The sequence below is a fragment of the Microcoleus sp. B3-A4 genome, from assembly GCF_036705385.1.
Taxonomy (GTDB): domain Bacteria; phylum Cyanobacteriota; class Cyanobacteriia; order Cyanobacteriales; family Microcoleaceae; genus Microcoleus.
The window spans coordinates 39975-64233 of sequence record NZ_JAUBUI010000015.1; the positions used below are offsets into that span (position 1 = coordinate 39975).

Consider the following 24259-nt stretch of genomic DNA (forward strand, 5'->3'; position numbering starts at 1 on the left):
TTATTCCCAAAATCCTTGGTTTGAGCTAAATACTTACATAGAAACCTGGTTGATGGCCCGATATTGCGTAAGTTATCCCTCAGTAAGACTAATATTGACAGCACTGGCGCTAACAAATCGTTTGATCGGCTACAAATACAAGTGAAAAAACTCAAATACGCCCTAGTTCACGAATGGTTGACGCCCTTAGCTACTGGCGGTTCAGAACTCGTAGTACAGGAAATCCTCAAACACGTAGACGAGGCAGATGTCTATGCCCTCATCGACTTTGAATCGGCCAATCCCCAAAGCTATCTTTTTGGGCGACAGATTGGCACAACATTTTTGCAGCACTTTCCCAAGGCCCGCAGCGGTGTCCAAAAATATCTGCCATTTCTGCCGATCGCGATCGAACAACTAGATCTGCGAGAATACGACATCATCCTCTCATCATCCCATGCCGTCGCCAAAGGCATCCTCACCAGTCCCCAGCAACTGCACGTCTGCTACTGCCACACTCCCATGCGCTACGCTTGGGACTTAACTTTTGACTATTTGCGTAGCAGCAAAGCCGGACGGGGCATCCAGGGTCTGCTGACGCGATATTTGTTGCATCGACTGCGGCAGTGGGACGTAATTGCGGCCAATCGTGTTGATTATTTCATCGCTAACTCTCAACACACTGCGCGCCGAATTTGGCGGTGCTATCGGCGGCGGGCCCAGGTGATTTATCCGCCGGTAAATATCGAGCGATTTTCCTTGATGCGACAAAAACAGGACTTTTACGTCACAGTTTGTCGGTTAGTAAGTTACAAAAACGTAAGTGCGATCGTCCAAGCATTCAATCAACTCGGGCATACTCTAATTGTCATCGGCACCGGGCCAGAATTAGAAATGATTCGGCAAATCGCCAAACCCAACGTGCAAGTGCTCGGCTGGCAGCCCGCCTCCATAGTGGAAAAGTACATGGCAGAGGCGAAAGCCTTTGTCTATGCAGCTTGCGAAGATTTTGGCATAGCTTTGGTAGAGGCTCAAGCTTGCGGAACACCAGTAATTTCCTATGCAGCAGGGGGCGCTTTGGAGACAGTGCTCGACATTCGCCAACACCCAGACACAGGGACTGGTTTATTTTTTTCCTTCCAAACCGCAGCAGCATTAGTCGAAGCTGTCAAGGAATTTGAGCAGTTGCAGGGCAAATTTCGGCCAGAAATCAGCAGGTTGCGCGCTGAACAGTTTGGCCCCGAAGTTTTTGGGCAGCGCTATCTAGCTTTTGTGGAACGCTGCTATCAGGAATTTCACTCCCGTGATTTTACCGAGTCTGGGGCTTGAGAGTGCCAGAACCCGATAGCGGGACAATCTTCCTTCTGCCTTTGTATAAGTGCCTTCAGAAGACCTCTGCATAAGTGCCTTGTGCCTTTTTCCTTCTGTCGCCAGAAGCCCTCTTCCTTCTTCCTTCTGCCTTTTGAAGCCTTCAGAAGGCAGAAAATTGAGTATTGGAAACATAATTCAGAGAACAAAGCGTCTTGAGGCTTTATGATCAGGACTGTGTGTGGTGTGAAGTGAAGGAGTAAGATGACTGCCGACAGCCAACTAATCTCCGGCAAGGTAATTCGAGCGATCGCAAAACGCGGTTTTGGGTCTGTCCTGCAAGGAGATAGACGCATAAGTCGTTCTCTACAGAACCTCGACGGAGAACTTTTCAAGCGGTTATTTGACATCCTGTTTTCCTTATCGGTTCTGATCCTGTTTGCTCCGGTTTACCTGCTTTTGGCTTTCTTAATCGCCTTAAGCTCGCCCGGTCCTATTTTTTACGTACAGGAACGAGTAGGCAAAAACCGTAAAAGGTTTTATTGCCTTAAATTCAGAACGATGGTGGAAAATGCGGACGATATATTGCTGGAAATCATGGAAAATTCTCCGCATTTGCGTCAAGAGTTTGAGGACAATTTCAAGCTAAAACAAGACCCTCGAATTACCTGGATTGGAAGATTTTTACGAATGACCAGTTTAGACGAGTTTCCCCAGTTTTGGAATGTTTTAAAAGGAGATATGAGTGTCGTCGGACCCCGACCTTTAGTTGAAGAAGAACTGCCGAGATACGGCCGTCACATCAACAAAATTCTCACCATAAGACCTGGAATTACAGGCTTGTGGCAAGTGTCTGGTCGCAACGACATTCCCTATCCCCGCCGAGTCCAAATCGACCTCTATTACGCAAATGACAAAAACCTTTGGATGGATATGTGGATTGTTTTCAAAACAATTGGAGTTGTGATTTTTCCCAAAAATAACGGCGCATATTAATTTTTGTCCGCAGTCAGCAATCGGTAGTTAGTTTTATTTGTTACTGACCACTGATGCTGACTACTGACAATCAGCGACAAACTCTTTGTCAAAACTAAACAGTTCCTGGATGCCGATCGAAGAATTGTGAGCTTAACTAAAGGGGCAAATACTTAAATAAACCTACCTCTTATTCATCTAGAAAGATCAGTTCTTCTAGATAGACTACTTTAGGTTTAGGTGTTAAACTTAACTCTATAACCTTTGGCTTAAGGGGGATAGCCTACTTATCTTGGGATAGCCCACTACCCAACAGCGTAGGAAGTAAACTTCAACTGGCTTTAGGTAACTAAAGTTAAGTTTGAGTAAGTTTTATAAAGCAGTTAACGTAGAGTTTGAGAATACGGTCGGCAGGGAGCAACAGCCTCTGCCAAAAAGTTTATTGTGAATTAACACAGCCTGTCAAAGGAAAATCAGATGACGCAACGTAAGCGAGCGCTAATAACAGGTATTACAGGTCAAGACGGCTCCTACTTGAGCGAATTACTGTTAGAGAAAGGATATGAAGTTCACGGCATTATCCGGCGCAGTTCTAGTTTCAATACCGATCGAATTGACCACATCTATGTCGATCCTCACAGCGAGGGTGCACGCCTGTTTCTACACTACGGCGACTTGACGGACGGCACCACTCTCCGCCGCATATTGGAAGAAGTTCAGCCGGTAGAAATTTATAACTTAGGTGCTCAATCTCACGTTCGAGTCAGTTTTGACTCGCCGGAATATACGGTTGACGCCGTAGGGATGGGAGTATTGCGGCTGCTAGAAGCAGTTCGGGACTATCAGCACCGCACCGGCATAGAAGTGCGGTTCTATCAAGCAGGTTCTTCGGAAATGTTTGGTTTGGTGCAGGAAGTTCCGCAGAAGGAAACAACTCCTTTTTATCCCAGAAGCCCTTACGCCTGCGCCAAAGTTTACGGGCACTGGCAAACAATAAATTATCGGGAATCTTACGGACTTTTTGCCTGCAACGGCATCTTGTTCAATCACGAATCTCCCCGCCGGGGCGAAACTTTTGTAACCCGCAAAATTACTCGCGCTGTTGCCCGAATTGTTGCGGGCAAGCAGAAAAAACTTTACTTGGGCAATCTCGATTCTAAGCGGGACTGGGGCTATGCTAAAGACTACGTGCGGGCGATGTGGCTGATGCTGCAACAAGACAAGCCTGACGATTATGTCATTGCTACCAACGAAACCCATTCCATTAAGGAATTTCTCGATTTGGCTTTTACGTACGTCAATTTAGATTGGCAAAAATATGTGGAGTTTGACGAACGCTACTTGCGGCCGGCAGAAGTCGAACTGTTGATAGGCGATTCGACTAAGGCGCGCCAGCAATTAAATTGGGAACCTTCTGTAACTTTTCAGGAGCTAGTACATTTAATGGTAGATGCTGACATCAAAGCTTTAGACCAGCAAGGTCGGGGTTCTGGCAACGGATTTGATTAAGCCCCTAAACAAAGCGGTCAGTGCGAACAATTTGTAGGGGTAGTGCCCCGTGTCTGCCCCGATTGGCGAAAGGCGCGCACCGGGGGGATTGCCCCTGCACACAGTTCATAACTGATCAGAGGATTCTTACAGCTATAGCCTTTCTCAGTAACATGAGGTGCTCATAGGGCATAGGACTCGCCTCTATAAGTAAGTCGGCGCTTTCAAACGCAACTATGTAAACGATGTAAAGTGTCCAAATGCTCTTTACTGGCTGACTTAAGCCTATTTACATACTGTTACATTATTCGGTTTAATCCCGCCTACCTACTTACCTCACCACGTGTGAGAACCGCTATATTAGCGCGCTCGGCATTCAAAGAGCCCGCTTAATTGCTCCCAAAATTTTCGGAGGTGCGGGCTAATAAAAACATTAAAATGATAGTTGAGGACTCCCTACTAATAAATCTAACTTTCGGGTGTGCACGGAGCAGTCCCTATCAGCAGCAGCTAAAACAGATTTGTGGGCAACCGCGTCCTGTAGCTGGAGGCTTTTTTTGCTAAAGCAAGAATTTGAGAATTGAAATTGTCGATCGACCCTTATTCAAAATCCCGAGGCTAAATTTATGACAAGCTTGGATTTAAGCAGCAAACGCATTCTAGTCACGGGCGGCGCCGGTTTCTTGGGCCGTCAGGTAATCGACCAGCTAGTGAAAGCAGGGGCCGATGCTGATAAAATTTCGGTGACTCGATCACGCGACTGCGACCTCCGCGTCATGGAAAACTGCAAGCGCGCCGCCGACCAACAAGATATCATCATTCACCTCGCCGCCCACGTCGGCGGTATCGGTTTAAACCTAGTCAAACCAGCTGAATTATTTTACGACAATTTGATGATGGGCGCGCAACTAATCCACGCCACCTACGAAGCAGGAGTCGAAAAATTTGTCTGCGTCGGCACGATTTGCGCTTATCCCAACTTGACCCCAGTTCCTTTCAAAGAAGACGACCTGTGGAACGGCTATCCAGAGGTAACTAACGCACCTTACGGAATTGCCAAAAAAGCCTTATTAGTGCAACTGCAATCCTACCGCCAGCAATACGGATTCAACGGTATCTACTTGCTACCAGTAAATCTGTACGGTCCGGAAGATAACTTTGACCCGAAAAGTTCCCACGTCATCCCCGCATTAATTCGCAAAGTCTACGAAGCCCAAGAAAGGGGAGACAAAACACTGCCAGTTTGGGGCGACGGCAGCCCTAGCCGCGAGTTTTTGTATTCCACAGATGCCGCCCGAGGAATTGTGATGGCAACGCAAGATTACAGTGAATCTGACCCGGTTAATTTGGGAACGAATAGCGAAGTTAAAATTCGCGATTTAGTGGAAACGATTTGCGAATTGATGGGATTTGAGGGTGAAATTGTTTGGGAAACAGACAAACCGAACGGTCAGCCGCGCCGCTGTTTGGATACGGCAAGGGCTAAGGAAAAGTTTGGTTTTGTTGCGGAGGTGAAGTTTAAGGAAGGGTTGAAAAATACGATTGAGTGGTATCGAAAACACGCAGTTTGAGTTTGAAGAACCCGGTTTCTTGAAGAAACCGGTTTTTTTTAGGAATAATACTAAATGCGGGTTAGAAACCTCATTTATAATAGTCGGCCCTTGCCACCTATCCTACACAAACCAGTCCGCCTTCTGGCACTAAGAAATTATACAAATTCGGGTAAAAATTCACTGACAATAGTTGGCAGTTGAAACCGCTATTACACTTGCCTCTTGTCGTCCCAGAGGGGAACTAAGAAATCATACCGATCGATCGGCATCAGGAGCACGTTCTCCGGCAAAAATTACTTTTACCAGGAAATTATCGCCCCGAATGCGAAAATTACAGCATCCTATTCAGACAAATTGGAGAAACAACCCACAACAGTTGCTTAATCCTCAACAGTTGGGGACCTCCCAGAGAAATTACTGCCTTAACAGGTGAAAACTCACCAGTTCGGAGCTTACAACTCAAAGGCATAGGTGTAGCCGCTACCGAAATTTTCCGACATAAAAGGTTACTCAATTCCGAAAAATGGAAAAACCTAATTAACGCCTACTGAGGCAATCCATTGTGGTTGAAAATAGTCGCCACCACCATTCAGGAAATATTCCGAGGTAGGGTTACGTAATTTAAAATATGATAAGCTATTCTTAGGGGAAGAATTAGCATTAAACTTGCATGGGCAGATAAATCGCTTGTCAGAATTAGAGAAAAAACTAATCTCCCGACTCAGCCGCGAAGTAAATCCAGTTTCAATAGAGCAATTGCTACAAGATGCCGATTTATCGTCCTCCGAGTTATTCAACGGGCTGCAATCTTTGGGGAGGCGATCGTTAGTTGAAATAGAAGAACAGGAGAATGAAACGCTATTCAGCGTTTGTCCTGTGGTGAGACAATATGTAATATCAAATCCAGTTGGTTGATACTTTCCGAGTCCGGCAGGGGTTTCAACCCCTGCCTCAAAGCTAAAGTCGGTTAAAACTGAGATATTGCACCATTCTCAATTAGCCCTTGCATTTTGTGCCAAAATGTGAAAAAAAAGACGTATAAACAATGTGACAAGTTAATGTTAACCATCCTTAATTACCCTCAAGCATTAGTCTATACATTGATGGATTTAATGCCAAGCAAATATTAACAAAAAAGTCTGCGAGCCTTGCTAGGTCTATTTCTAGAAGCAACAGGACAAAGTTTACCTCAGCACTCTCAAACAGTAAGTGCCAGCGCGATTAGTCGGTTCCTCAATCATTACCAATGGTCAGTGCGGGCAGTAATTCGAGTTGTGCGAACCGAAATTATCAGGCAAGTCAAAGCCGAAACAGGGGTTGGGAGGCGACCAATTTTGACGGTAATTTTGGATATGACCACCCTCGAAAAAATTGGTAAGTTCTCAGGGTTAGGGAAACTAATTAGAGTCTATAGCAAAACCATTTGATTTGTAAACAATGGATTCAATTATCACAAACGTTTCAGGTTGTTCTACATTCACAACTCAAATAGACTTGCTATATAATGGTAAACGATGATTGCACCTGTTAGTCCTCTACATACTTGTGGGAAGAAGTCGAGTCCCCTGGGGGTTCCGAGTCTATCGGGGCAAGGGAGAGTTGGCGCCAATAAAACTCGGTCAAAGATTGCTAAAAACTCTGCCAAAAACCTTAACAGCACATTATGAAATCAGAGTATTAGGTGATAGCGCATTTGGCAGTATAGAAATGCTCAAATGGGTAAAAAAACAACCACGTACAAGTGGTATTTTTGGGATTAGGAGCGATCGGAGGTTGGCAGATGCGCGGCAGGTAAACCAAGGACTGCAAAGGGGTCAGCAAGTAGTGCTGCAAGGATTAAACTTTCCCGTCACCCTGTCTTGGTATTGGCTCAAACGGGATGATGGCAGTCTCGAAAAACGCTTTGTAATTTCGACAAAACCTTTATCTGCTGTCTACATTACTCGACTCGGTAGAAGACGTTGGCAGATTGAAGGATTCTTTAAAACTGTGAAACATCGGTTTGGTTTGCATCGGTTTGGACAAAGCACTTTATTGGGAGTTTATCGCTGGCTAGTATTATCTTTTATTGCCTACTTTCTCGCCTTCTGGGCATATCTAGCATCGGGAAAAACTACCTTGCCAGATTGGGGAGAGGCGGCGCTACTGGCGAGAGAAACTTTGTTGGCATCTCTAGTAGTTTTGGGGCTGTTAATTAATATCGATCGCACCCAGAGTTTAGCTCGTCAGCAGGGTTTTGACATCACTGTTAGTGGTTGGCAGTATGGCTAATTGAGAATGGTGCAAGATCTCAGTTAAAACCGACTACAGAATGTGATGAAAATGCAATTAATGGTAGTCCTCTTTTAGAGGACTTTCGCTGTGAGACAGGGGTTTAAAACCCCTGTCTGACTGGAAGTCAAACGAGAGATTCGATCGAAAATATGAATACTGCTGAACCTTCATTAACTAAAACAGAATTAAGAAAATCGCTCCTCAACACCCGCAAATCCCTATCAGCACAAGAATGGAGACAAAAGAGCGATCGCATCTGCAATCATCTGCAAAAGTCGCCCTTATTCACCCAAGCAAAAACAATCCTCGCCTACTTCAGTTGTCGCCAAGAACCCGATTTAAGCCCCCTATTTACATCTTCTGTGGAGGAGGCATCTTGGCTGCTCAATTTTGGAGACAGGCAAGATGCCTGTCCCACAAATGCCATTCCCACCCCTAAAAAATGGGGATTTCCCCGCTGTGTCGGTAAAGAGCTATCCTGGCACATCTGGCAGCCCGGAGATGCTTTACATACTGGAGCTTATGGCATACTAGAACCCCTGCCGGATGCTCCTAAAATAGACCACTCAGAAGTAGATTTAATGCTCGTACCCTCAGTAGGCTGCGATGTTCGCGGCTATCGCTTGGGCTACGGCGGTGGCTATTACGATCGAATGCTCAGTTTAGCTGAGTGGGAATCAAAAGTTGCGATCGGCATTATCTTTGAATTTGCCTTGATCGCCCAACTACCAGTTGACTCCTGGGATAAACCGCTGCACGGAATTTGCACAGAAAGCGATTGGACAATCGTACAGCAAAAATCAAGAAGGTCGATCGAGCAATAAATTTTCAGAAATTATCCCTAGATCCATGTTTATATATATTCTATTTAGGACTTGCACAAGTCTTTTTGAATCTAGAATCTAACACCTAAAATCTAAAATACTATGGCTCAGCGCTACGTTCGAGTAAAAACAACACAAGGACACATCCATTACGGTTTACTGCAACTCAGTCACAGCGTTCAAGTATTTGATGCACCGCCCTGGTTAAAAGGACAACCAACCGATTTGGAACTTTCACCAGATACTTACCAAATTCTGGCCCCGTGCTCTCCCTCAAAAATTGTAGCCGTAGGCAAAAATTATGTCGATCACGCCGCCGAGATGGGAACCCCAGTACCGGAAGAACCCCTGCTGTTTTTCAAGCCTCCGAGTGCTGTCATCCCTGCAGGTGCAGCGATTCGCTATCCGCAGCAGTCGGAAAGGGTAGACTACGAGGGAGAATTGGCCCTGGTAATTGGCGAATATTGTACCAACTGCACTCCCGAACAAGCACACAGCAAAATTTGGGGCTATACGATCGCCAACGACGTAACAGCCAGAGATTTGCAAAAGCGGGACAACCAGTGGGCCAGGGCCAAAGGGTTCGATACTTTTTGTCCCTTGGGGCCTTGGATTGTCCGCGAACTGAGTCCTGCTGCACAATTGCAGACTTTTATCAATGAGAGCGAGCGACCGGTACAGTCATCCCAGATCGATCGCATGGTATTTTCCCCAGACTTTCTCGTCTCCTACATCAGTCAAATAATGACCCTAATTCCGGGCGATGTGATACTGACTGGAACGCCGCAAGGAGTAGGGCCGCTACAAATAGGCGATCGAGTCCGCATCGAAATTGAAGGCATCGGCAGTCTTGAAAATACAGTAGTTATTAGTAATGGGTAATTGGTAATTGGTCATTATCACCAACAACTAACAACTAACAACTGCGAACTGTCAACTGTCAACTGTCAACAGCCAACTGCCAATTGACTAACGTACCTGCATATAAACAGCATCCGAAAGCGGAGGAATCTCTGCATAGCGTCCCAAAAGCGACTGCACGACTGCATAGACAAATGCAGCAAAAGCGCCCAAAAACACCATGTTATAAAGAGTTTCCGCAATAAATGCGACTTGGACGCCGTTAGAAAAAATCGGCAAAACCAGGCCGCACAGCATCAAAACAATGTCTAAAAGAATCGCCTGCATCGCATTAAAACGAATGAAGTGACTGATGTTTTCGTTTCTAACTACTCCTAAATACAGGGCAAAGAAGATAATCAAGCTAGCAAAGGGCAAACTATAAATTTGCATCAATGGAGCTAGCGGTATCAACAACAGTTGCAGGACAGGAAACTGTTGAAACAGAAACCTGCCAAAGGCAAGCCCGTCAACCAACGGGAGCAAATAAGGCAAAGAAGCAAAAATCCGGTCTCGAACAGTTGTAGACCCGCGCCAAGTCATAATGAACTCTCCTGAGTCGATCGATTAACTATTAATTCCATTAAACTCAGGATAACGCAGCAGCAGGGTTTGTGTTTCGACTCTGCCGGAACTTGCTTTTCACTCAGCGGGGAGCAGCCTCAACTACCAACGGCAGGCTTTCTTATTTAATATTGGCAATGACGAAGCCCATTTGACACTCGTACCGATCAGGCAAATTTTCCGTAGGTTTAGCAACTGGATGGCCACAGCGAAGCTCTCCACCGCTCCAGCGCGGTTGGCCTGTGCGATCGGCCAGCAAACAACTTTGGCAAACACACTGAGGAGCAAGCATCTGATTTTCCATTAAAATGACTAACATTTGATACCTCCGACAGGTTTCACACCAGTAGTTTCATTGTATGTCAGGAGTTGGGGACAAACGGCTTAACCTGAACACAACGTAATATTTATGTCAATCGTGCGAAATCCGTAGTACCGTATAAGATCCCCAATTCCCAATCCCAAATTTGTCAAGAGGTTGATTATTGTGACGGACACTAACTTAGAATTCCTTTCCAAAACCGATCCGCTAATTGCCGATTTAATCGGGCAAGAGCTCCAGCGGCAGCGAGACCACCTAGAACTCATCGCCAGCGAAAACTTTACCTCCGCAGCGGTAATGGCAGCTCAAGGCTCAGTGCTGACCAATAAATACGCCGAAGGATTGCCAACGAAACGCTACTACGGCGGCTGCGAATTTATTGACGGCATCGAGCAAATTGCGATCGACCGCGCCAAACAGCTCTTTGGAGCAGCTCACGCCAACGTCCAGCCCCACTCCGGCGCTCAAGCCAACTTTGCAGTATTTTTGAGCTTGCTGGAACCCGGAGACGGAATTATGGGCATGGATTTGTCCCACGGCGGACACTTGACCCACGGTTCGCCGGTCAACGTATCCGGCAAATGGTTCAAAGCTTTTCACTACGGCGTCAGCCAAGAAACAGAACAGCTAGACTACGACGAAATTTTGGCACTTGCCAAAGAAAACCGACCGAAATTGCTAATTTGCGGCTATTCAGCATATTCGCGAATTATTGACTTTGAAAAGTTTAGAGCGATCGCCGATGAAATTGGAGCCTACCTGCTCGCCGACATCGCCCACATCGCCGGGTTAGTCGCCACAGGGCACCACCCCAACCCCCTCCCCCACTGTCACGCAGTCACCACCACCACTCACAAAACCCTGCGGGGCCCCCGTGGCGGCTTGATTATGACCAATGACCCGGAATTAGGTAAAAAGTTTGACAAAGCAGTTTTCCCCGGCACTCAAGGTGGGCCCTTAGAACACGTCATTGCGGGCAAAGCAGTAGCTTTTGGCGAAGCATTAAAGCCTGAATTTAAAACTTATTCGGGTCAAGTAATTGAAAATGCGCGGGCTTTAGCTGCACAGTTGCAGCAGCGGGGTTTAAAACTCGTTTCCGGCGGCACGGACAATCATTTAATGCTAGTTGATTTGCGATCGGTAAACATGACAGGCAAGCGAGCGGACCAATTAGTCAGCGGTGTGAATATTACTGCTAATAAAAATACCGTGCCTTTCGATCCGGCATCGCCCTTTGTCACCAGCGGTTTGAGACTCGGTTCGCCGGCGATGACCACCAGGGGTATGGGAACACCAGAATTTACCGAGATTGGCAATATTATCGCCGATCGCCTGCTAAATCCAGATGATGAAAGCGTCGCGGCCGAATGCCTGCGACGAGTAGCGGCACTGTGCGATCGCTTCCCCTTATATCCCCACTTGTACTTGAAAGTGCCGGCATTAGCTTAATTTTCCTGATCGGCAATGGGGAATTGGTAGTTGGAAGTGTACGGGTAAAAGGGTAAAAGAGCAGGAAAAGATTGAGAGTTGCCGGTAGCGATATTGAAAAGCGGTTTTCACCAAAAAATATCGATCGCCAATACGGTTTTTAGTAAAGATATTTGTCGGGCGGGGCTGGTTTGACTAACGGTATTTGTCGGTTGTGAAAAATACCGCTCAACTGGGCCCGCTTGCCAAATATCGACTCTTTCGATCGCGAAAGAGTCGATATTTCAAATCGTCAATTCGAGAGTTATCAATTAAAAACCTCACAATTCGCGCCACGGCAACTGCCACTCCGGCAAATCTCCGCCTCCCAAACCCCCAGTCGCTCTTCAAGATGTTTCCTTGTTATAAGCCATCTGAAATGTAGTAGACTCTGCCTGACAGCCTAATTGCCCCGCACTATTTAAAATTGATTTCAGATGCCGCAACAGTATCTGTACCACGTAGTAGCTTTTCTGATTTCTGCGATCGTCGTCCTCTGGAGTACGCCAATAGTCAAAAAAATTGGTCTCAAAAGCGGGCGAGTCGATCGGCCAGGCGAGCGAAAAGTCCACAAGCGCCCTATGGTGCGCCTGGGAGGAGTGTCCATCTTTCTCGGCACTATCACTGCCCTCTTATTTGTCTGGCTCTCAGGAGGCTTCATCGATGCTAACGGACAAGTTCTCAATCCCAAAGACGAATACGAAATTTGGGGAGTCACCCTCGGCGGCATCGGATTCTTCCTCATCGGTTTAGCAGACGACCTATTTTCGCTCTCGGCATTAAAACGCTTGCTCATGCAAATTGGCGTATCCAGCATCGTTTGGATGGCAGGCGTACAAATTGAGTTTCTCACAGTTCCCTCCTTGGGACTTACTAATATTGGCTGGTTGAGCTTGCCAATTACCGTGATTTGGCTCGTCGGCATGGCCAACGCCATCAACTGGATTGATGGTTTAGACGGTTTAGCTGCCGGAGTTTCAGGGATTGCAGCAGTTGTGATGCTGATTGTCAGTCTGGCGATGCACCAACCGGCGGCGGCCCTGATTGCAGCGGCTTTAGCTGGCGGTGCCTTGGGATTTCTGCGCTACAACTTCAATCCGGCTCAAATCTTTATGGGAGATGGCGGGGCTTATTTTATCGGGTTTACTCTCGCTGGAGTGGGAGTAATTGGGTTAGTTAAAACTACGGCTGTTACTTCTGTGTTGCTGCCATATTTAATTTTAGCTGTACCGATTTTAGATATGTCGGCGGTGATTCTCGATCGACTTCGCAACGGCAAGTCACCGTTTATTGCTGACAAGCGCCATCTCCACCACCGACTTCTACAAGCCGGACTATCCCATCGATTTGCGGTTTTATTTATTTACTCATTGACACTGTGGGTAGGAAGTTTAGCCCTAGCTTTTTCGCTTCCTAGCGGCGTAATTTACGCTATGGGTGCAACAAGTTTGCTGGGATATGCTAGCTGGAAAGTTTGGAGACACGCTCGATAGTTAGTTGACTGTTGACTGTTGACTGTTGACTGTTGACTGTTGACTGTTATCATTCCCCAATTAATTCTCCAATCTAAAATCCAAAATCTAAAATCTAAAATTGAATGGTTGCTGAAATTATTTGTGTTGGCACTGAATTGCTGTTAGGCGATATTCTTAATAGCAATGCCCAGTTCTTAGCCAAAGAATTAGCGAGTCTGGGAATCCCTCACTACTATCAAACAGTGGTGGGGGACAATCCAGAACGCATCAAACAAGTGTTAGAAATCGCTGTCAGCCGATCGCAGCTTTTGCTCTTCACCGGAGGCCTGGGCCCCACACCAGACGATCTGACAGTCGAAACGATCGCCGATTTTTTTGGGGTTCCCCTCATCGAAAAGCCGGAAATTATCGCAGATATCGAATACAAATTTGCCCAGCGGGGACGCACAATGAGTCCCAGCAATCGCAAACAAGCTTTAATTCCAGAAGGTGCGGACATTCTGCCAAACCGCAGCGGTTCTGCACCGGGCATTATTTGGCAGCCGATTTCTAACGTGACACTAATGACATTTCCCGGCGTACCGGCGGAATTGCAATTGATGTGGCGAGAAACCGCCGTTCCTTACCTGCAAAATAACGGCTGGTGCAGCGCAACTATTTACAGCCGCACATTGAAATTTTGGGGGATTGCTGAGTCGGCCTTGGCGGAAAAAGTAGAGAGTTTTCTGAATTTAACTAATCCTACTGTGGCTCCCTACGCCAATCACGGCGAAGTCAAACTGCGGATTTCGGCCCGCGCGGAGTCGTCGGTGGCTGCGAAAAACTTGATTGAGCCGATCGAACAACAATTGCGGCAAATTGCCGGCTTAGACTGTTACGGTGCTGATAGCGATACCCTCGCTTCGACTGTCGGCCAATTGTTGCTGGATGCGGGGCAAACTCTTAGCGTGGCTGAATCCTGCACGGGAGGAGGATTGGGGGCGATGCTGACTGGTGTTCCCGGCAGTTCTTCCTACTTTTTAGGCGGGATTATTTCTTACGACAATCGGGTTAAGGAAGGATTATTAGGTGTTAATCCGCAAGATTTAGCCGACTTTGGGGCAGTCAGCCACCAAGTGGCAAAACAAATGGCTGCGGGAGTGCGCGCCAGCCTCAATACCAATTGGGGATTGAGCATTACAGGCATCGCCGGACCCGGAGGTGGCACAGATGCTAAACCTGTCGGACTGGTTTATGTCGGTTTAGCAGGGCCGTACGGCGACGCAGAAAGTTTTGAATACCGCTTTGGCGATGCCAGAGGGCGCGATTGGATTCGGAATCTGAGTAGCTGTACCGCGCTCGATCGGCTCCGGCGTAAATTATTGTTGGCCAAAGCGTAGAAAAAATCCCACGATTGGTCAATTGTCAACACTCAACCGTAAACTTAAGCTTTATTTAACACTCTATACTCCGAGATAGTTCGGCAATATTCCGCTGGCCTATTGATTATCTGTAAAGATTCGTTATGATAATAAGATAGGACTGATTGGCCAATATACTGACTCTCTCCATTGCTCAAAATAACCAGCAAGCGAGAAAGCAAGTTTGACCTTTGGTTTCAAAGTCGTGCTTGCTTATTTTCAGATATTTAGCCGTCGGTTTAGCAATCTAGACTATAAAAAAAGGAGCTATCCGTTCAATGGAAGACCTTGAAAAGGTACTGGAACAAATTAAAGAATGGGTTCGCAAGCTGATAGAAGGACTGCTGAGTCCCGAACCTGAACCGGAACTCGAACCGATTCGTATTCCTGTCAACCAACCGAGGAATCGTCGGTAGTCCTGACTGGATTTGAAGTTTGAGGTTTCAGGTTTGAGGTTTGAGCTTTGAGGTTACAGATTGGTTGTAAATCCCAAGTCAAAACTCTCATAATTTTTGTTGCGCTGGAAATTTTAAAATTGTTAAATATCCTGGTACTTCACGGCCCTAATCTGAATCTATTGGGTCAGCGAGAACCTGGAGTTTATGGTTCTGCGACTTTAAATGATATCAACAAGTTGCTAGAACGAGAAGCGCAAGCCCTCCAGGTGCAAGTCTCTATTCAGCAGTCGAATCATGAAGGGGTCTTGGTGGATGCAATTCACTCGATGTTAGGGCAGCACCAAGGCTTATTGATTAATGCTGGAGCTTATACTCATACGAGTGTGGCAATTAGAGACGCGATCGCCGCAGTGAATATCCCTGCGGTAGAAGTTCATCTGAGCAATATTTACCGACGGGAAGCTTTTCGGCATCACTCGTTTATCGCAGCGGTGGCGATCGGGCAAATCAGCGGTTTTGGCTCAGAAAGTTATCGGCTGGGGTTGCAAGCTCTAGTTAGTTACTTGATTAAAAATTAAAAATTTACCGATTGTAGCGATCGGATGAGGGCAGGTTTTAGATAGAAAACCAGCCCTTATATGTTTGGGTTGAATTAAAATTAATCACAATAGTTAGGCAAAGAAGCAAACCAGGAAGAATTCTAAATTACCGATTACCAATTACTAACAACTTGAGTTAAATTCAAATGCGGCATTCCCTGTTGAGCAAGTTTCAAGGAACCATCCTGGGGGCAGTTTTAGGAGACTCTATAGGCCTGCAATACCAGAGGCAACTCGTGGGTATTCCCCCACAAACAGAAGACTTGCAGCCAATTTTACAACTGACGAAACACCAACAATTGACCTTAAGTGGGGCAACATTGGCGTTGAATTCTCTCCACAGCAAAATCCTCAGTGGCAAAGACTCATCCGAAGCCGGGAGACTTGCGGTAGCTTGCGCTCAAAGTTTAATTCGGTGTAGAAGTTTAGATTTAAAAGATTGGCGCGATACTTGGGAAGCATTTGCCAAGTCGGAAATTTACCATCCCCGCAACAGTGAGTTTCAAACCCTGCTTAACCCTGGTGAAGCTGCCGTTGCTGCGCTGCCATCCGCGATGTTTTTTCACGAAAATAAAGCCAAGCTGCGAGAAAAAATCATGCTGGCGATAGAGGTTTGGCATCATGAAAACCAGCCAGAATGGGAAACAGCAATTTTAGCAGTAGCATATACGATCGCCAGAGCTCTCAAAGAAAGACTTGACCCGGCGACAGCGATTGAGCAAATACTTGCTTACCTGAAAACAGATAATGCCTTAACAGAGCTGCTGCTGCAAGTGCAAATACTACTAGAAAAGGGAGCCGATTTAGAAACAGCCACCACTCATCTGTGCAAAACTGCCACAGCTTTGCGAGAAAGACAGGGCGAAGGCGAGAAAAAATTACAAACCGAGTCAATTAACCCAGGAAATTTCATTCCCATTACCTTAGCTTTTTACTGCTTCTTGAACACCCCAGAAGATTTACGCTTGTCAGTGGTGCGGGCGGCCCGCTGTGGTATAGCTGCACAACTCACCTGCGCTTTGACAGGAGCTTTGTCTGGAGCCTATAACGGCGTTGCTGCGATTCCAGTAGAATGGCGACAGGTATCTTCGCCTGACGTTAAATCCCAGCAGCTAGCCGACGGTCGAGAAACTTCGCTCTGGGGAACTGGCAGCGATGCAAAAATTGTAGAGTTAGCAAATAACCTGTTTGCTGTTTGGGCGGGAGTTTACAGGCCAGATGCCGGACTGGATTCCGCCCCGCTAGCCCGAGCGGTGGCTGCACCTTATGTCATTAGACCTCGTAAAATATAAAGTTTGGAGCTTTGAACGGTAAGGGGAAACCAGAAATTAGCAATTAGCCATTAACAAGTCAACAGCGAAAGTGGAAGGAGAGCGACAATTAAAGATTAAAAAGTGAAAAATTAAATCGGACGCGCCTGCCCCAACAAGCCAGGTTTAAACGAGAATATGGGGTTGGGAAACGAAGAATCTACGGAGAAACGGGGTTTTTAGCCCTCGCGCGCCAGTTCTGTTCAAGATAAACAAGGGAAGCAAAGAAGCTGCTTGGGTTGTTGGCCACCGTTAGGAAAGCCAACTGCTGGCGATAGTCAGGCAAAGTAGCCTGGAGGGTTGAATATTCAGCCAGGGTAGTTCGGATAAAATCAATCAAGATGCATAGTCAGAAATTCTGACAAAGCTGCTGGATAACAGTGATATATCTTCGACACAAATGAATACGCTCTCCTCATTGATGCGGCAGATTGAGCAGCTAGGGGCTGCGCGCTCACTACGCCAACACATTGCTAAAGTGCAAAATGGCTGCAGCAAAGCAGATACCTCACGCGCTGGCGGGCCTCTCCTGAGCCGTTTGTCGCGCCAGAAATGGCTTCTTCCCGAGACTTTTACTACAGTATTTACAAGTAAAACCTCCAAATCAAGCCTCAAAAATCAAGCTCGTTCCCCTATGTTGGCGCTCGTAGCGGTAGTTTCCCTAAGCAGCACTCTGGGCCACCGCTTCTACAATCAGCCGAAACTGGATGTGGGGACGAAAGCTCCTCAGACGATTAAGGCTCCTGCTAGTGCTAGCATCCCCGATTACAAGACTACTGAAGAACAGCGGAAAGCAGCGCGGATCGGAGCTGTAGCGATATTAATGCTCGATCCTGCAGTTGATGGACAAATTTATCGAGAATTACAACAATTTTTGCAGCAGGGAAGCGAGCTGCGGGAAGCGGTACGCCCGTTTCCGTTTGCGAGTCCCTCGGTGCTCTCAAATACGGCTCAGGTTTACTTGCGTGGCTGTCCGGAGTGGGAGTGGCGATCTATTGTGGCGCAAGCTGGTGACAAAAGTGCAACTTCCGAGCGATTGAGTTTGGGTTCCCCCGCAATTGCTGCGGCAACAGATAACAATTCTCAGCAAGATGCGATCGCTCAACTGCAAGCTTACAGCCGATCGGTCCGGCCAGCAGAGTTTCAAAGCCTGACAGACAGTATTTCCTCTGCTCGCCGCCGCTATCTCAAAGCTGTGGAGGCGCTGGGAGAACCCTCGGTTTTGGGGCTCCCACAGATTTACGATACTTCGCTGTTTGATTTGTCGGATGCAGCTTGGCAGAAAACCCAAACCGGTATGAGTCGGGCGGCAAAAAGGATGGTGGCTCAAGGTATCCCGCAGGGGTTGCCAAAGGAAATTTTGAAAGAAGCTGTGAAGTTGCAAGTGGCTGAGGAAGTGCCGTTAGAGTCCCAAGCTTTGGCGGTTGAGGGTTTAACAGCCATTTTGCAGCCAAATCTGGTGAGAGATCCCGAGGAAACCAAACAGCTAGCTGAATTAGCGGCGCAAAAAGTGAAACCGGTGATGATCGCAGTCGATCGGGGCGAGATAATTGTTGCAGAAGGACAAGAGATCTCGCAGCAGGATTTCGTGTTGCTGGACTATTTTGGTTTAAGCCGGCGGGGGGTGAATTGGCTGGGGCTGACCGGTTTTGTTTGTTTAGTCGCGGGGGCAATTGCGATCGTACTGCTGGTGGAAAGGCACTACCGCTTGCGCCGCAGAGATCATTTGCTATTGCTGTTGCTGACTTTGAGCGCCCCAGTGCTGGTGAGTTTGGGCCTGCCTTGGACGAGTTTGCCGGCGATCGGGATTTTGGCGGGCGGCTTCTACGGTTCGGCGGTAGGAGTGACTGTGGTGGGGCTGCTGTCGGTGCTGCTGCCCGTTGGCTTAAATGTCGAGTTGATTCATTTAGTCGCTAGCGGGGCGGGGGGATTGCTGGGCGCTTTTATGGCCGGGCGGCTGCGCTCGCGCGAGGAATTGGCTCTTTTGGGCTTGGCTCTTGGGTTGACTCAGGGCACGGTTTATCTGGTGGGGACTTTGATTGCCAGCGCCGCTGTCGGTGCGATTTGGTACGTCGTGCTCGGTACTGTGGGCGCGCAAAGTTTGGCCGGTTTGGCTTGGAGCGTTGTGGCGATCGGCATCAGCCCTTATTTGGAACACGTTTTTGACTTGATTACGCCGACTCGGCTGGCGGAACTTGCCAATCCCAACCGCCCGCTGTTGAAGAAATTGGCTGCCGAGGCTCCGGGGACTTTTCAGCACACGCTGTTTGTGGCGAGTTTGGCGGAGGCAGCGGCCCGGGAACTCGGCTGCAATGTTGAGCTGGTCAGAGCTGGGACATTATACCACGATATTGGAAAAATGCACGACCCGCTCGGATTTTGTGAAAATCAAATGGGCGGGGGCAACAAACACGATGAAATCAATGACCCTTGGGCGAGCGCGGAGATTATTAAAAAGCACGTTAGCGAGGGCTTGGTGATGGCGCGGAAGCATCGATTGCCGAAGGCAATTCAGGCGTTTATTCCCGAGCACCAAGGTACAATGTTAATTGCTTATTTCTACCACCAAGCGCAGCAAATTGCTGCAAAAGAAATAGAAGATTTAAAGATTGCTTTGCCAGATGCGAATAATTCCAAGTTAGCAATCGCAAGTCGCCAAGTGAGGGAGGAGGATTTTCGCTACGATGGGCCGATTCCGCAGTCGCGGGAAACGGGGATTCTGATGCTGGCGGATTCTTGCGAGGCTGCTTTGCGATCGCTCAAGGATGCTACTCATGAAGAGGCTTTGAATATGGTTAATCGGATTTTGAGGGCTCGCTGGCAGGATAATCAGTTGATGGATTCGGGTTTAACGCGGGAGGATATGTCTCTAATTGCGGAGATTTTTGTGCGGGTTTGGGAACAGTTCAATCACAAGCGAATTGCTTACCCTAGTGCAGTTTTTACTCCCAGGTAGGAGTAAATTTTTAGTTAGGAAAAATCAGCTCGCATTTCAGTTGTGAATGAGATTTCATTGCGATTTGCCCCGCGAATAGCGATGCACTTCTGAAGTGTCGCTGACAATTACCACAGGTTGTTTGGTCCCTCAAACCTCCGAAGTGTCGATATCTCTTTCGCCGGCTAGGTGCGATCGCAATTTTTGCCAGTCTTGGGCATCGATCGCATTTGCACAAGCGATGATAGTATCTACAACCGCAGCGCAGTAAACAATCCAGCGGATTTGGGGCCGTTCCTACATCACAAATAAATTTTGTGAGTTGTGAGTTTAAAAGATTTTAATTTTTAACCGCAGATGAACGCGGATAAATGCCGATTGTTTATCTTGATTCTATCCCTTGACTCCAGCAGCAGTTTCTGTTGGCACAATGTATTTTTGCAAGAGCAAAAATAGTCCTAAAACGGGAACAATAGAAATAATAGAACCCGCCGCAACTAAACGCCAATCTAAAGAAAATGTCCCGGCTAAATTGGCTACCCCTAAAGGTAAAGTGTAATATTCCGGCCTGTCTAAAACTAGCAGCGGCCACAGAAAGTCGCTCCAAGAACCGATAAATACGAAAATTCCTAGAGTGACTAAAGCTGGCTTAATTGCCGGAATCATGACGTGCCACCAAATGCCTAATTCGCTGCAGCCGTCGATGCGGGCGGCTTCTTCTAGTTCTTTGGGAACTGCTAGGAATGCTTGTCGTAATAAAAATATGCCGAAGGCTGAGGCTAGTCCGGGAAATATTACCCCTAAATAACTATTTTTTAGTCCGAGTTGTACTGTCAATATGTATAGGGGAATCATGACTATTTGGAAAGGAATCATGATTGTGGAAATGATTGTGATTAAGATGGCTTCGCGGCCGCGAAATTTGAGTCTGGCTAAGGGGTAAGCGGCGAGGGCGCAAAAGAGGACGTTGATGCTAACTGTGAGGCCGGCAATTAGGGTGCTGTTGAACAGGTAACTGCCGAAGGGGTTGGTTTGCCAAACTTTGATGAAGTTTTCGAGGGTTGGCTGTTGTGGCCACAGTTGCGGGGGAAATTGAAAGATGTTTTCGTTGGGGGATTTGAGGGAGGTACTGAGCAGCCACAGCAAGGGAAACAGCATTAAAAGTGCGATCGCGCTCATGATGCTGTACGTCCACAGGGTGCTCCACGGCGAGGGAGTGTTGTTTGGGGAATTTGGTTTTTTAGTTTTGAGATTGTTCATCAGAACGGTGGGTGGAAACCCCGTCGTTGTAGGACGGCTTTATATTAAACTATAGTTTGGTCAATGACCCACCCGCGACGATGGATTCAGACAGCCTAACGAGCGAAGTCCAGTACAACTGGCGGCGCAGATAAATCGGTAGACCGGGAAAAGAGGATAGGGCTATGGTAAACATCCCTCGAATCAAAACAACAGATAAGAATTCCTTTTAGGTATTCGACGCATAAAAACCGCTGGGCTAGCGGGGCTAGTCTGTGGAGCGAACATAAGACCAGAAAACTCCTTGTGGGTGGAGGCAGTTGCGATGAAGCAGAAACTCAAATCGTGAGGTTTGGGAATCACCGCACCTTTAGGTCGGTGAGAATGTCAATGTTGGGATATGATAATAAGTCCTTGCTTCGTGAGAAGCCTTGTTGTCCATAAGGGGATTATTGCCATGAAACCGTTTATTTACGAAACTATGTACATTCTGCGCCCTGATTTGGGTGAGGAAATGACAGACCAGGCGATCGCTAAATATCAAACTATTTTGCGCGATCAAGGTGCTGAAAACATCGAAACTCAGCACCGCGGCAAGCGCCGTTTGGCTTACGAAATCGGCAAGCACCGGGACGGAGTATACGTTCAAATGAACTATACAGCTCCGGGCGCTGCAATTTTCACCCTGGAGCGCGCGATGCGTCTGAGCGAAGAAGTGATTCGCTATTTGACAATCAAGCAAGATGTGCCAGATGCACCTGAAGCGGAAGCTGAAGCGGAAGCCGCCGAGTAGCATTCGTGTCAACTTAACGTCTTATGTAGTACCAGTCTGCTGTTTGACGATTAGGGCCGCTTATTCCCCGGCACGCCTTTCTTAAGGGCTACCCTGTACACACAACTTGAAAAACTAACGTCAGAGCCTTTCGCTCCCCCTGGCATCCTCCTGAAAAAGAGGCTAGGGGGATCTTTGCAATTGTGGGCACAGCATAGTTTCTTTAGGGCGGGACTTGATGTTAATTGAAATTATAAGTAAATAAGCGGGATTAAACCGATCTATGTAACAATATGTAAGCAGGGCTAAGTTAGCCACGCTTAGGGCTAAAGATACTTTACAATCGTTTACATAATTGTGTTTTACAGCGCCTACCTACTTACTAGATTTACAAAATCACGAAAGTGCTTTAATGTTTAAACAGTAAGGATTAAATGCTACTTTAAAAAACTTCATGATGAGAAAAACTGTTCATAGGTTGATCACGTTAGTATTAGCAGGATTTCTATTGGCGATTAGTGGCGAGTGCTGGACATCACGAAGTTTATCACAAATCCATCCTCATGGTTTTTATGTTTCACCAAATGGCAGTGATACAAATAACGGTTCACTCGCTCATCCTTGGTCAACAATTAATCACGCAGCGTCGGTATTAAAAGCGGGTGAAGCAGTTTATATTCGGGCTGGAACTTATCGCCTCACTGAACAGATTCAAGCTAAAAATTCAGGGACAGAAAAGGCTTGGATTACTTATCGAGCCTATCCTGAAGAACGAGTTATTATTGATGCGAATGCGGTTAAAGTAGAGCCTCCCTCTGCTAAAAAAGCCCCTCATCCTCACGATCAAGGTGCATTTTTGTTACAAAATGTTAGTTATATTCAAGTCGAAAATTTAGAAGTTATTAATTCTCATAATTCTGGGATTACAGTTAGGAAAAGCCATTTTATTAACCTTTATAATAATAAAACAGAAAATACGTTTTCTCCAGGTATTGGTGTTTGGTGGGGCGATCACTATAAAGTAATGGGAAATACGGTTATTAATGCAAACGACCTGAAGATGGCTGACTTTTTAAATGATTTTTCAGAAGCTCCCCATGAAGCAATTTCAATCGCTGGGGTTGAAAATTTTGAAGTTGCTTATAACTTAGTTAAGGATGGGAAAAAAGAAGGGATTGATGTTAAAGAAAAGAGTAAATATGGAAGCGTCCATCATAACTATATTCACCACATGGCACGACAAGGATTATATGTTGATAGTTGGTTTGGAGTCTTAGAAGATGTTGAGGTCTTTAATAATGTTGTTCATAATTGTAATGGGGCAGGATTTGCTTTAGCAGTAGAAGGAGGAGCAGAAGCAAAAAATATTCGATTTCACCATAACTTAATTTATGATAACTCGGGAACCGGAATTCTCTTTGCCCGATGGGGAAATGATGGGTTACGGCAGAATATTAAAATTTATAACAATACGGTTCATCATAATGGTTATGGTAAACCGAACCAAGGAGATAGCTTTTTTTGGATTACTGGAGGGTTATATTTATTTTCTGATAATCTTCAAAATGTTGAAATCAAAAATAATATTTTTAGCAAGAATAGCGGATTTCAAATCGGTTATAGCGATCGCTATTTGGCGGCTAATTCTGACATCGAAAAGATTTTTCGTCAAAAAGATATTGAGATTAGCCAGAACTTAATCTTTGGAGAAAATAACACCACTCGTCCGATTTATGCTGGATGGCTTCCTGATAACTATGCGAATATCTATGGAACGAATGGAACTGCTGCGGTCATAGAAGAACCTCAATTTGTTAATCCTGAAGAAGGAAATTTTTACTTAAAATCTCCAGTCAGTAACCCAACCCCATTAACTGCTGATTCTAAAACATCTCAGATGAGAGTTGGAGCTTTTCCCAATGGAGAAAAACCCCATTTTTGGTGGCAGGGTAAGTTCCCACCTCAATTTCCTGATTTACCCCAATAAACCCTTCATTATAATAAGTTGTGTCTGTAATAATTAATTGTTAATAGTTGTATTAAGTAGCTAAACAAAATTAATTACACAACTCAATAATAATGATTTAAGTTGGTAAGCGGGATTAAACCGATTTATGTAACAATATGTAAACAGGGCTAACTTAGCCACGCTTAGGGTCTTTGGATACTTTACAATCCTTAACATAATTGTGTTTTACAGCGCCTCCCTACTTAGCTACTTATTAAATTTACTGTTAACTAAGGCAAATTCGACTCTCTTGAGAGGCAAAATTCTGCCTCTATAACTCGGGACCAAACTATAAAGTTATTTCGGCCCTTGGCAATTACGTAGTCGCTAAAATGTGGCTCTTAGAAGATGAGTATTGTCAAATTTTGCCAACTGCTGCTTGAGGTTGGGGCTGAATCAACTAGGCCAAGCTCGATCGCACTCCCTGCAACCTCGATCGAGATTCTCGCCCCATAGCCCAATTGTAAAG

General features: G+C 46.3%; 19 protein-coding genes and 1 pseudogene. 17 read left to right on the forward strand and 3 right to left on the reverse strand.

The features are described 5' to 3' along the window. Positions 1–141 precede the first annotated feature (141 nt). The 8 genes and pseudogenes from QUB33_RS09410 to QUB33_RS09450 all read left to right on the forward strand — a co-directional run bounded on the left by QUB33_RS09410 (position 142) and on the right by QUB33_RS09450 (position 9283). Entirely contained in the window at positions 142–1308 is a 1167-nt protein-coding gene (locus QUB33_RS09410; RefSeq protein WP_333349718.1) for a glycosyltransferase, read from the forward strand. A gap of 243 nt (positions 1309–1551) precedes the next feature. Further along, positions 1552–2283: a sugar transferase gene (locus tag QUB33_RS09415; RefSeq protein ID WP_333349720.1), complete on the forward strand. Its 732-nt coding sequence runs from the start codon at positions 1552–1554 to the stop codon at positions 2281–2283. A 456-nt stretch (positions 2284–2739) separates the two neighbouring features. Beyond that, entirely contained in the window at positions 2740–3771 is a 1032-nt protein-coding gene (gmd, locus tag QUB33_RS09420) for a GDP-mannose 4,6-dehydratase (protein ID WP_333349722.1), read from the forward strand. Between the two features lie 605 nt (positions 3772–4376). After that, complete coding sequence (locus QUB33_RS09425) at positions 4377–5321, forward strand: GDP-L-fucose synthase (RefSeq protein ID WP_333349724.1); 945 nt, start codon at positions 4377–4379, stop codon at positions 5319–5321. 669 nt (positions 5322–5990) lie between these two features. Continuing rightward, positions 5991–6218, forward strand: coding sequence for a hypothetical protein (locus tag QUB33_RS09430; RefSeq protein ID WP_333349726.1), 228 nt, complete (start codon positions 5991–5993; stop codon positions 6216–6218). Between the two features lie 143 nt (positions 6219–6361). Continuing rightward, positions 6362–7574 (forward strand): annotated as a pseudogene (locus QUB33_RS29645) (transposase). 152 nt (positions 7575–7726) lie between these two features. Further along, positions 7727–8401, forward strand: a complete 675-nt coding sequence (locus tag QUB33_RS09445; RefSeq protein ID WP_333349732.1) for a 5-formyltetrahydrofolate cyclo-ligase — start codon at positions 7727–7729, stop codon at positions 8399–8401. A 102-nt stretch (positions 8402–8503) separates the two neighbouring features. Beyond that, the gene (locus tag QUB33_RS09450) at positions 8504–9283 is read left to right on the forward strand and encodes a fumarylacetoacetate hydrolase family protein (protein ID WP_333349734.1); all 780 of its coding nucleotides are present in this window, start codon (positions 8504–8506) and stop codon (positions 9281–9283) included. Between the two features lie 87 nt (positions 9284–9370). On the opposite strand, the gene QUB33_RS09455 is transcribed toward QUB33_RS09450, so the two are convergent. Together QUB33_RS09455 and QUB33_RS09460 are read right to left on the reverse strand one after the other, a co-directional pair. Beyond that, positions 9371–9844: a Tic20 family protein gene (locus QUB33_RS09455; protein WP_190663120.1), complete on the reverse strand. Its 474-nt coding sequence runs from the start codon at positions 9842–9844 to the stop codon at positions 9371–9373. A 142-nt stretch (positions 9845–9986) separates the two neighbouring features. Next, a complete protein-coding gene (locus QUB33_RS09460) occupies positions 9987–10184 on the reverse strand; it encodes a hypothetical protein (protein ID WP_006631916.1) in 198 nt (65 codons plus the stop codon). Between the two features lie 168 nt (positions 10185–10352). On the opposite strand from QUB33_RS09460, the gene glyA reads away from it, so the two are divergent. From glyA to QUB33_RS09495, 7 genes are all read left to right on the forward strand, one after another. Next, a complete protein-coding gene (gene glyA / locus QUB33_RS09465) occupies positions 10353–11636 on the forward strand; it encodes a serine hydroxymethyltransferase (protein WP_333349736.1) in 1284 nt (427 codons plus the stop codon). Positions 11637–12091: 455 nt separating this feature from the next. After that, entirely contained in the window at positions 12092–13147 is a 1056-nt protein-coding gene (locus tag QUB33_RS09470) for an MraY family glycosyltransferase (protein ID WP_333349738.1), read from the forward strand. A gap of 104 nt (positions 13148–13251) precedes the next feature. Beyond that, positions 13252–14508, forward strand: coding sequence for a competence/damage-inducible protein A (locus QUB33_RS09475; protein WP_333349740.1), 1257 nt, complete (start codon positions 13252–13254; stop codon positions 14506–14508). Between the two features lie 299 nt (positions 14509–14807). Beyond that, the gene (locus QUB33_RS09480; RefSeq protein WP_333349742.1) at positions 14808–14945 is read left to right on the forward strand and encodes a hypothetical protein; all 138 of its coding nucleotides are present in this window, start codon (positions 14808–14810) and stop codon (positions 14943–14945) included. Positions 14946–15064: 119 nt separating this feature from the next. Then, the gene (gene aroQ / locus QUB33_RS09485) at positions 15065–15505 is read left to right on the forward strand and encodes a type II 3-dehydroquinate dehydratase (RefSeq protein ID WP_138920973.1); all 441 of its coding nucleotides are present in this window, start codon (positions 15065–15067) and stop codon (positions 15503–15505) included. A 167-nt stretch (positions 15506–15672) separates the two neighbouring features. Then, positions 15673–16818 carry an ADP-ribosylglycohydrolase family protein gene (locus QUB33_RS09490; protein ID WP_333349744.1) on the forward strand — a complete coding sequence of 382 codons (1146 nt, stop codon included), beginning with the start codon at positions 15673–15675 and terminating at the stop codon, positions 16816–16818. Positions 16819–17236: 418 nt separating this feature from the next. Continuing rightward, the gene (locus tag QUB33_RS09495; protein WP_333349746.1) at positions 17237–19792 is read left to right on the forward strand and encodes an HDIG domain-containing metalloprotein; all 2556 of its coding nucleotides are present in this window, start codon (positions 17237–17239) and stop codon (positions 19790–19792) included. A 372-nt stretch (positions 19793–20164) separates the two neighbouring features. Here QUB33_RS09495 and QUB33_RS09500 read toward each other — a convergent pair whose 3' ends face one another. Next, positions 20165–21031 (reverse strand): carbohydrate ABC transporter permease, encoded by an 867-nt coding sequence (locus QUB33_RS09500; protein WP_333349748.1) that lies wholly within the window; start codon positions 21029–21031, stop codon positions 20165–20167. 436 nt (positions 21032–21467) lie between these two features. Between QUB33_RS09500 and rpsF the strand changes: the two genes are divergently transcribed. Continuing rightward, positions 21468–21803 carry a 30S ribosomal protein S6 gene (gene rpsF, locus QUB33_RS09505; protein ID WP_333081022.1) on the forward strand — a complete coding sequence of 112 codons (336 nt, stop codon included), beginning with the start codon at positions 21468–21470 and terminating at the stop codon, positions 21801–21803. 433 nt (positions 21804–22236) lie between these two features. After that, the gene (locus QUB33_RS09510) at positions 22237–23769 is read left to right on the forward strand and encodes a right-handed parallel beta-helix repeat-containing protein (RefSeq protein ID WP_333349750.1); all 1533 of its coding nucleotides are present in this window, start codon (positions 22237–22239) and stop codon (positions 23767–23769) included. Positions 23770–24259: the final 490 nt, after the last annotated feature.